Genomic DNA, 13,161 nt, shown 5'->3' on the forward strand with positions numbered 1-13,161 from the left:
TCGTGGCTGGCCCGGCAGGTGAGCGGCGCCCGATGGCCCTCCCGCCAGGTGGCTGCCTCGCCCTTGCCGCGGCCGTCGATGTCAGTCGTGGCTGGCCCGGCAGGTGAGCGGCGCCCGATGGCCCTCCCGCCAGGTGGCCGCCTCGCCCTTGCCACGGAATTCATGGGTCTCGGAGGCGTACCACATGCCGGAGGCGGGGCGGCGGTCGGTCAGCACCAGCGTCTCGCCGTTACGAGTCAGGCGTGCCCCCTTGCCCAGAAAGGCGATGGAGAAGTCGCTGCCGTCGTCGCAGCGATAGTGGGCGCTCGGCGGCGACTTGCCGTCGGCGGGCTGGAGGGGCAGGGCGCAGCCGCCGAGCAGCGACAGGACCGCGAGACAGCTTAACCAGCGAATCATGGGCATCGCTCCGTGATGGGAAGGGCCCCAGTATAGGTCATCACGGGGGCGTTCTTGGAGGGCGCAGGTAGGCCAGCCAGTAGACCCCGGCCACCAGCAGGGTGCCGCCCACCAGGTTGCCCAGGGTGACCCAGCCCAGATTGGTCAGGGCCGCGCCCAGGGGCACCGCCGCGGGATCCAGCAGTCGGCCCATGGGCAGGAAGAAGCCATTGGCGATGGAGTGCTCGAAGCCGAGGGCCACGAAGGCGCTGATCGGCAGCACGATGGCCAGCAGCTTGTCGGTGACGCTATGGCCGCCCATGGCCAGCCAGACCGCCAGGCAGACCAGCACATTGCACAGCACGCCCCGGGCGAAGGCCTCCAGGGGACTCAGCCCGACCTTGGCGGCGGCGATGGCGACCAGGGTCTCCCCCAGCCGGCCCTCGGCCAGGCTGGCGCTGTCGGCGAGCCAGGCCAGCGCCACGGTGCCCAGGCAGCCCAGCAGATTGCCCAGGTAGACCAGCCCCCAGTGGCGCAGCAGGCGGCGGGTGGTGATCAGGCGGCTGGCCCAGGCCATGGCCAGCAGGTTGTTGCCGGTAAAGAGCTCGGCGCCGGCGATGACCACCAGGGCCAGGCCCAGGCAGAAGGCCAGGCCGCCCAGCCAGCGGGTCGGGCCGAAGCCCAGCTCGGAACCGGTGACCACCACCGCGAAGAAGAGCGCGCCCAGGGAGATAAAGGCCCCGGCCAGCATCCCCAGCACCAGCAGGGTGGTCGCATCGGCCTGGGCCTTGGTGACTCCCAGCGCCTGCACCCGGTGGGCGATCTGCGGCGGCTGATAGGCGTCGTGCTCGGGGCTGGGGGGCGTTGGCATGGGGGCTCCGCTGGCGGGACGCTTTCCCCCACTATAGTGGAGCGCCCCTCAGGCGGCCTGGGCGCGTAGCCAGGCGATCTCCTCGGGCCAGATCGCCGGCTCGATGGTCTCGAGGATCAGCGGGATCTCGTCGATGCGCGGGTCGCGCATGATGGTGGTGAAGGCCTCCAGGCCGATATGGCCCTGGCCCAGGCTGTGGTGACGGTCGACCCGGCTGGCGAAGGCGCTCTTGGCGTCGTTGAGGTGCATGCCGCGCAGGTACTGAAAGCCCACCACCGCGTCGAACTCGTCGAGGGTGGCGGTACAGGCCGCGGCGCTCCGCAGGTCGTAGCCGGCGGCGAAGGTGTGGCAGGTGTCCAGGCAGACCCCGACCCGCGACTTGTCCTCCACCTGGGCGATGATCTCCGCCAGGTGCTCGAAGCGCCAGCCCAGGTTGGTGCCCTGGCCCGCGGTATTCTCGATCACCGCGGTGACGCCCCGGGTGTGGCTCAGGGCCTCGTTGATGGAGTCGGCGATACGGCTCAGGCACTCCGCCTCGCTGATCTTCCTGAGGTGGCTGCCGGGGTGGAAGTTGAGCAGGCTCAGGCCGAGCTGCTCGCAGCGCCGGAACTCGTCGACAAAGGCTTCCCGGGACTTGCGCAGCCCCTCCGGGTCCGGGTGACCCAGGTTGATCAGGTAGCTGTCGTGGGGAAGGATCTGCTTGGGCGCGAAGCCATGCTCCCGGCAGGCGCGCCGGAAGGCGGCGATGGTCGCCTCCTCCAGGGGCTTGGCCCGCCACTGGCGCTGGTTCTTGGTGAAGAGGGCGAAGGCATCGGCGCCGATCTCCACGGCGCGGGCCACCGCCCGATCGACGCCGCCGGCGGCACTGACATGGGCGCCTATATAGTTCATGGTCGAGTCGCTCGTCTGCTCGGTGGAGGGGTATCCTACCCCCTCGCCGCCGCCCGGGGAATTCACCCACGCCCCCGGGTTCCAGGGCCCGGGTCGCAGGAGGCAAGGCATGAGCGCAGAGACACTGTTGGGGCAGGAGCCGTGGATTCGTCTGGCCAGTTTCCTCGCCGTGCTGATGGTCATGGTGGCCTGGGAGCGGCTGGCCCCGCGGCGGGCCCCGACCGTGGGCAAGGCGTGGCGCTGGCTTAACAACGTCGGGGTCGTGGCCCTGGACTCCCTGCTGGTGCGGCTGCTGTTTCCCACTGGGGCGGTGGCCCTGGGCGCCTGGGTCGAGAGCCAGGGCTGGGGGCTGCTGGGTTGGCTGGGGCTACCCTTCTGGGTCACGGTGCTGGTGGCGGTGGTGGTACTGGATGGGGTGATCTGGGCCCAGCACTGGGCCTTTCACAAGGTGCCCCTGTTATGGCGGCTGCATCGCATGCACCATGCCGACCCGGATATCGACGTGACCACCGGGCTGCGCTTTCACCCCCTGGAGATCCTGCTGTCGATGGGCATCAAGTTGCTGGCGATCCTGGCGTTGGGGGCCCCGGCGGTGGCGGTGCTGCTCTTCGAGGTGCTGCTCAATGCCACCTCGCTGTTCAATCACGGCAATGTGCGCCTGCCGGCATGGCTCGACCGCCGGCTGCGCCTGGTGGTGGTGACTCCGGACATGCACCGGGTCCACCACTCCTGGCATCGCGACGAGACCGACAGCAATTTCGGCTTCAACCTGCCCTGGTGGGACCGCCTCTTCGGCACCTACCGCGCCCAGCCCCGGGACGGCCACCAGGGCATGACCATCGGCCTGCACGCCTTCCGCGATCCGCGCTGGCTGCGCCTGGATCGCATGCTGCTGCAGCCCTGGAGTCGCGAGGCCGAGGGCCATCCGACACCCGATTAGTCCTCGCCCCTTGCGGCCCGGCCCTTGGCGGCGAGCCGATGGCGACATGGGCGAAGCCAAGCGCGACATGGCATCATGGCGGGCGGTGCGGAGGGCCGGGGCGCGATGTCCTGTCGGTACTGCTTCTGGTCGTCGTCGCCGCGCCAGCCCGGTGGGAGCGGGGCCTGGCTTGACTATCTTGACCGATTGGTCAAATCTTGGGTGGTCGCTTATTCGGGAGAGAAACGATGCGCCTCAAACGCTTGCTGCTGCTGGTCATGCTGATCCTGCCGCCCGCCTCGGCCCTGGGCTCGGCGGGCCCGATCGTGGCGGCGGCCTCCTCCCTGCAGTTCGCCCTGACCGAGGCCGCCGAGCGCTTCGGTGCCGAGACCGGCCAGCCGCTGCGCCTGAACTTCGGCGCCTCCGGCAACCTGCAGCGGCAGATCGCCCAGGGCGCCCCTTTCGAGCTCTTCCTCTCGGCGGATGAGGCCAAGGTCCTGGCCCTGCATGCGGATGGCCTGACCGAGGATCGCGGCGTGGTCTATGCCCGCGGCCGCCTGGCCTGGCTGCAGCGCCAGGGACGCGGCGATCTGCCTGGCCCGGAGGCCCCTCTGGCCGGGGTGCGCCAGGCCATCGACGCCCATCGGGACGGCCAGGGCCGGGCGCGACTGGCCCTGGCCAACCCGCAACATGCCCCCTATGGGGTGGCGGCCCGCCAGGCCCTGGAGCGGGCCGGCCTGTGGGCGCCGAGCGAGCCGCTACGCATCCTCGGCGAAAACGTCTCCCAGGCCACCCAGTTCGCCCTCGCCGCCGAGGCCCGGGGCGGCCTGGTGGCCTACTCATTGGCCCTGGCGCCGGCCCTGGTGGAGCGCGGTGAGCATGTGCTGATCCCCGAGGCCTGGCATGCGCCCCTGAACCAGCGCATGGCCCTGGTACAGGGCGCCGGGGATACGGCCCGGGCCTTCTATGCCTGGCTGCAGGGCGCCGAGGCCCGGGCGATTCTCGCCACGCATGGCTTCGCCGCGCCGCCGGGTGAGGGTCACTGATGGAGTGGACGGCGCTCGGGGTATCCCTGCGACTGGCCCTGGCCACCTGTCTGCTGCTGTTGCCCCTGGGGCTCTGGCTGGGGCGTGCCCTGGCCACCCGGCGTTTCCGCGGCAAGGCGCTGTGTGAGGCCCTGGTGGCCCTGCCCCTGGTGATGCCGCCCACGGTGCTGGGCTTCTACCTGCTGTTGGCCTTCGGCGCCGAGGCGCCTTTCGGTGCCTTCTGGCAGCGTCTGACCGGGACCGGCCTCAACTTCACCTTCGGCGGCATCCTGCTGGCCTCCCTGGTGGTCAATCTGCCCTTCGCGGTGCAGCCCATCCAGCGTGCCTTCGAGGGGGTGCCGACCCACCTTCGCGAGGCGGCCTGGTGCAGCGGCCTGTCGCCCTGGCAGACCCTGTGGCGCATCGAGTTGCCGCTGGTCTGGCCCGGGGTGATCTCGGCCCTGGCCCTGACCTTCGCCCATACCCTGGGGGAGTTCGGGGTGATCCTGATGGTCGGGGGCGCCATCGATGGCGAGACCCGCACCCTGGCCATCGCCATCTACGATCGGGTGCAGGCCTTCGACGAGTCCGGGGCGGCGGTGATGTCGGCCATGCTGCTGGCGGTCTCCTTCGTCACCATCGGCGTGGTCTATGGCCTGGCCCGGCGTCGAGGAGGAACCTATGAGTGAGGTCGCGACGGAGCCCGGGCTGCGGGTGCGCCTGGAGCAGGCCGCGCCGATCCCCCTGGCGGTGGACCTGCACTGTGCGCCCGGGGAGCTGCTCGCCCTGGTGGGGCCCTCCGGCAGCGGCAAGACCACCCTGCTGCGGGCCCTCGCCGGTCTCTACCGCCCGGCGGGGGGGCGCATCCAGTGCGCCGGCGAGACCTGGCTGGATACCGAGGCCGGGGTCTGCCTGAGTCCCCAGCGGCGGCGCATCGGCCTGGTCTTTCAGGACTATGCGCTCTTTCCCCACCTCAGCGCCCTGCAGAACGTGATGCTGGCCATGGGCCATCGCGGCGCCGGCGAGCGCGAGGCCCTGGCCCGGGAGTGGCTGGCGCGGGTACGCCTGGCGGGACTGGAGAATCGCTATCCGGCGCAGCTTTCCGGGGGCCAGAGGCAGCGAGTCGCGGTGGCTCGGGCCCTAGCCCGGGAGCCCCGGGCACTGCTGCTGGACGAGCCCTTCTCGGCGGTGGATCAGGTCACCCGCCGGCGCCTGCAGCGGGAGCTGGCCCTGCTGCGAGAGTCCATCGAGATCCCCATCGTGCTGGTCACCCACGACCTGGACGAGGCCGCGGCCCTGGCCGACCGCCTCTGCGTGCTGCACAACGGTCGTAGCCTGCAGAGTGCGCCGCCGGAGCGGCTCTTTCGTCGGCCGGCCTCGCCGGAGGTGGCGCGATTGCTCGACAAGCACAATGTCTTCGAGGGCGAGATTCGCGAGGCCGCGGGGGATACCTGGTTGCAATGGGGGCCGTGGCGGCTGCGCCTGGCCACGCCGCCGGCGGTGCGCGGTCCCGTTCACTGGTATATTCCCCCCTCGGATGTGCTGCTGCACCGGCGTGACCGCCCCTCCCGGGGGGAGCGGGAGAATCCGGTGGAGGGCAGCGTCAGCGAGATGGTGGTGCTGGGGGGAATCACCCTGATCACCCTGAGCTTTCCGCATACCCGCGACAGCCTGCGCTTCGAGATCGCCACCCATGCGGCGCGGCGCAACGGCCTGGCCCGGGGCGAGGCGGTGACGGTGTCGTTACTGGCGGCGGGCCTGCATCCCATGCCGCGCAAATCACAAGGAGAGAGCGATGACGGCAAACCGTCGTGAGGTAATCAAGGGGCTGGCGCTGTTGCCGGCGCTGGGCCTGGTGCCGACCCTGGGAGGGCGAGTCGCCCGGGCCGAGGAGGCCGGTCGGGGGCGGGTCACCCTGGCCATTCATACCGGGGACGGCCCGCGGCGGCTCGAGGTGGAGCTGGCCGAGACCCCGGCCGAGCGGCGCCGGGGCCTGATGGGGCGTGACCACCTGGACGCCGAGACCGGCATGCTGTTTCTCTACGACGGCCTGCAGTCCCCGGAGAGCGGTTTCTGGATGTATCGCACGCGCATTCCCCTGGATATCGCCTTTATCGATGCCGCCGGGCGTATCGCCGCCATTCACAGCATGAGCCCCTGCGACGGGGACGATCCCGGCCAGTGCCGCGCCTACCCGGCCGGGGTGACCTACCGGGCGGCCCTGGAGGTCAATGCCGGCTACTTCGCCGCCCGGGGCGTCGGTATCGGCGACTGCGTCAGCTGGCCCGGGGCCGCCGCCAGCTGCGTCGCCGAGGGGTAATCGGCCCGGCGCCGTTGGGCACGGGCCTTGGCCTTCTTCTTGCCGCTGCCAATTTCAGGACGCTCGGGGCGATCCCGGCGATGCCTTCTTCTTGCCGCTGCCGAATTTCACGACGCTCGGGGCGATCCCGGCGATGAGTTATAGGTGAGTCCGCCGCTGGCGGCGGGTCATTGCCTTCTTCTTGCCGCTGCCGAATTTCACCACGATCAGGGCGATCCCGGCGATGAGTTATAGGTGAGTCCGCCGCTGGCGGCGGGTCATTGCCTTCTTCTTGCTGCTGCCGAATTTCACGACGCTCGGGGCGATCCCGGTGATGAGTTATAGGTGAGTCCGCCGCTGGCGGCGGGTCATTGCCTTCTTCTTGCTGCTGCCGAATTTCACGACGATCAGGGCGATCCCGGCAATGACCAGGCCGCCGCCGGCCAGCTTATGGATGCCCAGGCTATCGTCCAGCAGCCAGGCCCCCAGGAAGACCGCCATGACCGGCACCAGCAGGGTCAGCGGCACCACCCGATTGACCGGGTGGCGGCGCAGCAGCCCGTACCAGGCGCCATAGGCGACGATGGATGACATCACCGCGGTATAGAAGACCGCGCCCCAGCCCGCCCAGCCGGCCCCGCGCAGGGCCTCGAGATGCCCGCTTTCGAAGAGCCAGGAGCCCAGCGCCACCTGAGGGATGGCGAAGAGCGCCACCCAGCCGGCCAGGGCCAGGGGCGGGATCGTGGGGCCGCGCTTGATCAGCAGCTGGGAGATGGCCCAGCCGAGGGCGCTGAGCAAGAGGATGGTCAGCGGCAGCGGCGAGGGCAGGGTGGGGCCGCCGGCCAGTACCACGATGCCGGCGAAGGAGAGCGTCAGCCCCGCCAGGCGTCGCGGCCCCAGGCGCTCCTTGAGGAAGATCACGGCGAGCAGGGTGGCGAAGGGGGTGCCCATCTGCACCAGCAGGGCGCCGGTCCCCGCTTCGGCCTGGCCCAGGCCGATAAACAGCAGGGCGAAGTGCAGGCTGCCGAAGGTCATCGACAGCAGGGCCAGGAAGGGCAACTGGTGTCGTGCCACCGGGTGGAAGGGCACCAGCAGTGCGGCCACCAGCATAAAGCGCAAGGTGGTCAGCAGCAGTGGTGGCAGGTCAGCGACCCCCAGCTTGATAACGATGATATTCAGGGCCCAGATGGCGATGACCGCCAGGCCCAGCAGTAAGTCGCGAAGGGGCACGCCGCTTTCCCGATAGTGAGTGAGCGAATCACTCTAGCATAGTGGCGGCCTGGCGTCGGGGGCAGGAAAGGCGACGGCGGCCCCCTCCGTGGAGGGGGCCGCCGATCGGACAGTATCGAGGGGTGCGAGCCTTAGAATGTCCAGCGAACCATCAGCTGCGGGAGGGACTCGTCGGTGCCGTCGAGGCCGAACTTGTTCTCCCAGTACTGATATTCGAGGCCGATGCCGAAGTTGGGGGTGGCGTGCCAGACCAACTGCGGCTGGGTCAGCAGCTGGGACTCCAGGTCGCCCTCCTCGGTGATGTAGTCCATGAAGCCTTCGAAGGTGAAGTCGGCGGAGCCGATGGTGAAGGGCGCGTTCCACACCAGGGTGTACTGCTCGGAGCTGCCGCGAGCCGCGGCGCTCTCGTCATTGCGGTACATGGCATGCAGCTTGACGAAGCTGAAGCCGGGCACGTCGAAGTCGAAGCTCAGGCCGGCCAGGTGGGTGGTCTTGCGGGTCGAGGCGTTGCGATCCAGGTCGAGCTGGCCGATGGCGTAGACATCGGTCAGCGGGCCGGCGGAGAGGTCGAGGCCGGTCAGCGAACCGAGGTTGCCGCGCAGGCTCCATTCGGCGTGGGCGCTGCCGCGGTCCTGCTCGTCCTGGGTGCCCTGATCCAGGTTGGTGAAGTCGACGAAGAAGAAGCTGTCGCCATGGGTCCAGCCGGTGGCATTGACGACGGTGAGGATGGCGTGTTCCTCGGTGTCGATGGTAAAGCCGGCGCCGGCCTGGGCCTCGTAGTCCCAGCCATAGAGGGCCTCCACCTTGGTGGTGCTGTAGAGGGCGGCGGAGGCGGCCTGGCTGATCAGCAGCGTCGAAGCGGCGGCGGCGAGGGCGAGTTTCTTGTGATTGTGCATCAGTCAGCTCCAGTCTTGATGTTATTCCGGGAGCCGGACCCGAGGCGGGGACTCCCGATTTTGTATACGGTAGCTAGTCGAAAAGTGACAACGACGTGGCGAAAATGTGAACGACACGAAGTGTATACACTTATAGGGAAGCGCCGCCGTCACCTCAAGCCATGGCCTGCCATAGCCCGTATCAGGGTTCTTGATAGCGCGGCCGCTCGAGAGAGCGGGGCCTGATAGACGGTCACCGCCCCGGCGATGCGGTGAAGGCAGGCACGGCGCAGTGACGCGCGTCAGGGAAGGTCAGGGCGACGGCATCGGCTTGTCGAGGAGGCGTCGGTGCAGCTCGGCCGCGGCGGCGTCGAAGAGCACGAAGCGGACCAGGCCAAGATGCGTGCACTGGTGGCCGCGCTCCGTCACCGTGGTCAGGGCGATGCGGGCGGCCTCGGCCATGGGGTAGCCGAAGGCGCCGGTGGAGAGGGCGGGGAAGGCCAGGGAGCTCAGCCCCTGGGCCTCGGCCAGCGCCATGGCGTTGCGATAGGCGTCGGCGAGCAGCTCGTCGGAGGGCTCATCGGCGCCGTAGACCGGCCCCAGGCAGTGAATCACGTAGCGGTTGGGCAGGGCGAAGGCCGGGGTGATCACCGCCTGGCCCGGGCGGATGGGAGCCAGGGGGCGACAGGCCGCCTCCAGCTCGGGCCCGGCGGCACGATGCAGGGCCCCGGCCACCCCGCCGCCGGGGCGTAGTTGGGCATTGGCGGCATTGACCACCGCGTCGATATCGGGTTGCCGGGTAATATCCCCCTGACGGCACTCGATCTTCAGCATGGGCACCTCGAGCATATGGACCTCTCGAATCAGTGTGGTGTGCCCCCTCTCGCCGGCGCAAGGTGGCTGTTCAGGCGGCAAGGCTTCTGGTCTACTCATGAGCCGGTTAACGACTTCGGAGACGTTGAATGCTCTTTCCGCCCCATTATGCCCCCCTGGTCTTCTCGGTAGTGATGTCGATCTACATGAGTGTCCTGATGACCTGCCTGATCACCGCCATCAATACCGGTTTCGACGAGGGGTTCCTGGAACGCTGGTGGCGCGCTTTTTATATCGCCTGGCCCATCGCCTTTACGCTGATCCTGATCGGGGCGCCGCGGCTACAGCGCCTCGTCGCCCGGTTGACTCGCCACCCGTCGCGATGAACGAAATGTGGCGAAAGTGCCGTCTTGTCGTGACATTTGTTGCAAAATGATGCGGAAATTTGCAAGCCTCGGCGCAAATCTGTATCAATAGCCCTCCCCCGTGACGCCATGGCCTGTCTGCCTCCCTTGCTTGAGGCGAGACGGCCGCCCCGCGCCTTCGTCGAGGCGGCCCGGCCGTGACAGACAAAGAGGAGAAGGCATGAACCAGCGTGTGAATATCGAACTCGGCAGTCCCGAGGCCGAGGCCTTCGAGGCCCGCCAGTTCAAGGTCTATACCCATCGCCAACTGGACAAGATCGCGGCGATCCAGGCGCTGCCGGAGGCGCTGCGCTTCGATATGAAAGTGGTCAGCCAGGTGCTGCCGTTCCGGGTCAACGAGTACGTGATCGACGAGTTGATCGACTGGGACGCCGTCCCCGAGGATCCGGTCTTCCAGCTCACCTTTCCCCAGCGCGGCATGCTGCGCCCCGAGCACTTCGAGGAAGTCGCCGCCCTGATGCGCCGCGACGCCTCCGCCGCCGAGCTCAAGCCGGTGGTGGAGCGCATCCGCGGTGAGCTCAATCCCCATCCGGCGGGACAGATGGACCTCAACCTGCCGCTGCTCGACGGCGAGCCGCTGCCCGGCATGCAGCACAAGTACCGCGAGACGGTGCTCTTCTTCCCCAGCCAGGGCCAGGTCTGCCACAGCTACTGCACCTTCTGCTTCCGCTGGGCCCAGTTCGTCGGCGACAAGGACCTGAAGTTCGCCTCCAGCGAAGCGGAGTCTCTGCACCGCTATCTCGCCGAGCACACCGAGGTCACCGACCTGCTGATGACCGGCGGCGACCCCATGGTGATGAAGGCCAAGCACCTGCGCATGTACCTGGAGGGGCTGATGGCCCCCGAGCTGGACCACGTCCAGGATATCCGCATCGGCTCCAAGAGCCTGACCTTCTGGCCGTATCGCTTCGTCACCGACCCGGACGCCGAGGAGATCCTCGAGCTGTTCCGGGAGCTGACCGCGGCCGGCAAGCATGTCGCCTTTATGGCGCACTTCAACCACTGGAAGGAGATGGACACCCCCATCTGCCGCGAGGCGATCCGCCGCATCCGGGCCACCGGGGCGGAGATCCGCACCCAGGCGCCCTTGCTGAAGCACATCAACGACGACGCCGACCAGTGGGCGAGGATGTGGACCACCCAGGTGCGCCTGGGGATGATTCCCTACTACATGTTCGTCGAGCGCGACACCGGCGCCCGCCACTACTTCGAGGTGCCCCTGGTGCGCGCCTGGGAGATCTACCGCGAGGCGATGAAGCGGGTGCCGGGCCTGGCGCGGACGGCCCGTGGCCCCTCGATGTCCGCCGATCCCGGTAAGGTGGAGATCCAGGGGGTGACGGAAATCCACGGCGAGAAGGTCTTCGTGCTGCGCTTTATCCAGGGCCGCGACGGCGACTGGGTGCAGCGCCCCTTCTTCGCGAAATACGACGAGGCCGCCACCTGGCTCAACCACCTGGAACCGGCACTCGGCGAGAGCGAGTTCTTCTATGAGGCCGAGTTCGCCGCTATGAAGGACAAGAAGCAGGCGCTGATTACCAAGGCCTAGCCTCGACAACCCGGTTATCCGATCCGGGAAATGCCGCCGCCGAGCCATCGGCGGCGGCGTTCGTGATTGGGGGAGAAACGCCGAGCCAATTAATTGACATAATGGTGATTATATTTAACGCTTGGGCGTTTCGTCGTCGACTTGCTTTTCTCCACCAATAACGAGGAATCTCCTGTGATCATCGAATACTCTGCGGCGCCTCGCCCCGAGGAGCGGGAGGCCATCCTGCGCCCCCTGGTCGAGTTCAATCGCCACGCCGCGCCGCCGTCCCGCTCCGAGCCCTTCGCCTTCTTCCTGAAGAATGAAGGGGGCGAAACTCTCGGCGGTCTGTGGGGCGATATCTTCCAAGAGTGGCTTTATGTCGACCTGCTCTACGTGCCCGAGACGCTGCGCGGGGGCGGGCAGGGGGCCGAGCTGATGCGCCGCGCCGAGGCCCTGGCCCGGGAGAAGGGCTGTGCCGGTGTCTGGCTCTATACCTTCGGCTTTCAGGCGCCCGACTTCTACCGCCGGCTCGGCTATGAGTGCTTCGGCGAATTGCCGGTCCCCGGCGAGCATCGCACCCGCTACTTTCTCAAGAAGCCCTTCGCCTAGCGACTTTCTCGCCTCCTTGGCTCGCTTGTTGGTGGCGCCTCCCGCGGGTCGATCCGGCGGGAGGCCTCGGGGTTGGCATCATGGTTCTCCTGCTTCAAACGTGCGTTAAACGTTTGACTCAGTGTAAAATTAGGCTTTAGTAAAGAGAGCTTTTGGCCGGCGTGGCGCTTCTTCGCGGGAGCGACGTTGAACCGAGGTAAGGCTCGAGGGCTGCACCTCCGCCGAGGCTGAACTATCTTCATGCTGAACCCCGAAGGGAGGCTCGGGCATCAGTGCTCGGGCGCGCCCCAGGGGACCAACCATGCCAAGAGGTGTCTAGATGAAACGTCATGTCTTCTCCGCCGCCGCCGTTTCCGGAATGCTGCTGGGCGCGGCCGCCTTTTCCGCACCGGCGGTGGCCCAGGATCGCTTTATCACCATCGGCACCGGGGGCCAGACCGGGGTCTACTATGTGGTCGGTCAGTCGGTATGCCGGATGGTCAATCGCGGTAGCGACGAGCACAACATCCGCTGTAACGCTCCCTCCACCGGTGGCTCCGTGGCCAACGTCAACGGCATGAAGAGCGGCGAGCTGGATATGGGCGTGGTGCAGTCCGACGTCCAGTATCGCGCCTACCATGGCGAGGCCAACTTCGAGGACGATGGTGCCTGGGAAGGGATGCGTGCCGTCTTCACCATGCACGGCGAGCCTCTCACCGTGGTGGCTCGGGCCGACTCCGGTATCGAGCATATCTCCGACTTCCCCGGCCATCGGGTCAATATCGGTAACCCGGGCTCCGGCCAGCGCAACACCATGAACGTGGTGATGGACGCCATGGGCTGGGATACCGATGTCTTCTCCCTGGCCTCCGAGCTGGATGCCGCCGAGCAGGCCGCGGCGCTGTCCGACAATAATATCGATGCCATGGTCTATGTGGTGGGTCACCCGAATGGCTCCATCCAGGAAGCCACCACCACCGTGGATGCCCGCCTGGTGCCGGTGACCGGCCCCGAGATCGATGGCCTGGTCGAGGAGTTCCCCTACTACACCCGGGCGGTGATTCCCGGTGGCATGTATCGCGGCAACGACGAGGACGTGGAGACCTTCGGCGTCGCCGCCACCTTCGTCACGCATGAAGATGTCGACGCGGATATCGTCTATGAGACCGTCAAGGCGGTGTTCGAGAACTTCGATCGCTTCACCCGTCTGCACCCGGCCTTCGAGAACCTCGATGAGGCCAGCATGATCTCCGACGGCCTCACCGCGCCGCTGCATGAAGGCGCCGAGCGCTACTACCGTGAGCGCGGCTGGATCGAGTGAT

Annotated in this window: 15 protein-coding genes; 9 read left to right on the plus strand and 6 right to left on the minus strand. The window is 67.8% G+C overall.

From position 1 onward, the window contains the following. Positions 1-81 precede the first annotated feature (81 nt). The 3 genes from NFU04_RS05735 to nfo are packed head-to-tail and all read right to left on the minus strand — an operon-like array spanning position 82 to position 2,137. Complete coding sequence (locus NFU04_RS05735) at positions 82-396, minus strand: MliC family protein (RefSeq protein WP_251308545.1); 315 nt, start codon at positions 394-396, stop codon at positions 82-84. A gap of 40 nt (positions 397-436) precedes the next feature. Further along, on the minus strand, positions 437-1,246 hold the full coding sequence (locus NFU04_RS05740; protein ID WP_251308546.1) for a formate/nitrite transporter family protein: 810 nt from the start codon (positions 1,244-1,246) through the stop codon (positions 437-439). Positions 1,247-1,294: 48 nt separating this feature from the next. Further along, positions 1,295-2,137 (minus strand): deoxyribonuclease IV, encoded by an 843-nt coding sequence (nfo, locus tag NFU04_RS05745; RefSeq protein WP_251308548.1) that lies wholly within the window; start codon positions 2,135-2,137, stop codon positions 1,295-1,297. Positions 2,138-2,246: 109 nt separating this feature from the next. Between nfo and NFU04_RS05750 the strand changes: the two genes are divergently transcribed. The 5 genes from NFU04_RS05750 (at position 2,247) to NFU04_RS05770 (ending at position 6,401) form a co-directional block, all read left to right on the plus strand. Further along, on the plus strand, positions 2,247-3,077 hold the full coding sequence (locus tag NFU04_RS05750; protein WP_251308549.1) for a sterol desaturase family protein: 831 nt from the start codon (positions 2,247-2,249) through the stop codon (positions 3,075-3,077). Positions 3,078-3,304: 227 nt separating this feature from the next. After that, complete coding sequence (modA, locus tag NFU04_RS05755) at positions 3,305-4,102, plus strand: molybdate ABC transporter substrate-binding protein (protein WP_251308550.1); 798 nt, start codon at positions 3,305-3,307, stop codon at positions 4,100-4,102. Continuing rightward, the gene (gene modB, locus NFU04_RS05760; protein ID WP_198057179.1) at positions 4,102-4,770 is read left to right on the plus strand and encodes a molybdate ABC transporter permease subunit; all 669 of its coding nucleotides are present in this window, start codon (positions 4,102-4,104) and stop codon (positions 4,768-4,770) included. The genes modA and modB overlap by 1 nt, the downstream gene beginning before the upstream one ends. Then, a complete protein-coding gene (locus NFU04_RS05765; RefSeq protein ID WP_285835120.1) occupies positions 4,763-5,896 on the plus strand; it encodes an ABC transporter ATP-binding protein in 1,134 nt (377 codons plus the stop codon). Before modB ends, NFU04_RS05765 begins: the two co-directional genes overlap by 8 nt. Then, complete coding sequence (locus NFU04_RS05770) at positions 5,877-6,401, plus strand: DUF192 domain-containing protein (RefSeq protein WP_251308551.1); 525 nt, start codon at positions 5,877-5,879, stop codon at positions 6,399-6,401. Before NFU04_RS05765 ends, NFU04_RS05770 begins: the two co-directional genes overlap by 20 nt. A gap of 318 nt (positions 6,402-6,719) precedes the next feature. On the opposite strand, the gene NFU04_RS05775 is transcribed toward NFU04_RS05770, so the two are convergent. The 3 genes from NFU04_RS05775 to NFU04_RS05785 all read right to left on the minus strand — a co-directional run bounded on the left by NFU04_RS05775 (position 6,720) and on the right by NFU04_RS05785 (position 9,334). Further along, entirely contained in the window at positions 6,720-7,610 is an 891-nt protein-coding gene (locus tag NFU04_RS05775) for a DMT family transporter (RefSeq protein ID WP_251308552.1), read from the minus strand. Between the two features lie 131 nt (positions 7,611-7,741). After that, complete coding sequence (locus NFU04_RS05780; protein ID WP_251308554.1) at positions 7,742-8,506, minus strand: outer membrane protein OmpK; 765 nt, start codon at positions 8,504-8,506, stop codon at positions 7,742-7,744. A 291-nt stretch (positions 8,507-8,797) separates the two neighbouring features. After that, positions 8,798-9,334 carry a macro domain-containing protein gene (locus NFU04_RS05785; protein ID WP_251308555.1) on the minus strand — a complete coding sequence of 179 codons (537 nt, stop codon included), beginning with the start codon at positions 9,332-9,334 and terminating at the stop codon, positions 8,798-8,800. A 113-nt stretch (positions 9,335-9,447) separates the two neighbouring features. Between NFU04_RS05785 and NFU04_RS05790 the strand changes: the two genes are divergently transcribed. The 4 genes from NFU04_RS05790 to NFU04_RS05805 all read left to right on the plus strand — a co-directional run bounded on the left by NFU04_RS05790 (position 9,448) and on the right by NFU04_RS05805 (position 13,160). Beyond that, positions 9,448-9,684 carry a DUF2798 domain-containing protein gene (locus tag NFU04_RS05790; RefSeq protein ID WP_251308556.1) on the plus strand — a complete coding sequence of 79 codons (237 nt, stop codon included), beginning with the start codon at positions 9,448-9,450 and terminating at the stop codon, positions 9,682-9,684. Between the two features lie 199 nt (positions 9,685-9,883). Then, a complete protein-coding gene (locus tag NFU04_RS05795; protein ID WP_251308557.1) occupies positions 9,884-11,269 on the plus strand; it encodes a KamA family radical SAM protein in 1,386 nt (461 codons plus the stop codon). Between the two features lie 174 nt (positions 11,270-11,443). After that, complete coding sequence (locus tag NFU04_RS05800; protein WP_251308558.1) at positions 11,444-11,860, plus strand: GNAT family N-acetyltransferase; 417 nt, start codon at positions 11,444-11,446, stop codon at positions 11,858-11,860. Between the two features lie 319 nt (positions 11,861-12,179). Next, positions 12,180-13,160 (plus strand): TAXI family TRAP transporter solute-binding subunit, encoded by a 981-nt coding sequence (locus NFU04_RS05805; RefSeq protein ID WP_251308560.1) that lies wholly within the window; start codon positions 12,180-12,182, stop codon positions 13,158-13,160. The last annotated feature ends 1 nt before the right edge of the window (position 13,161 follow it).

Source organism: Halomonas sp. NCCP-2165 (assembly GCF_023708045.1).
GTDB lineage: Bacteria > Pseudomonadota > Gammaproteobacteria > Pseudomonadales > Halomonadaceae > Bisbaumannia > Bisbaumannia pacifica.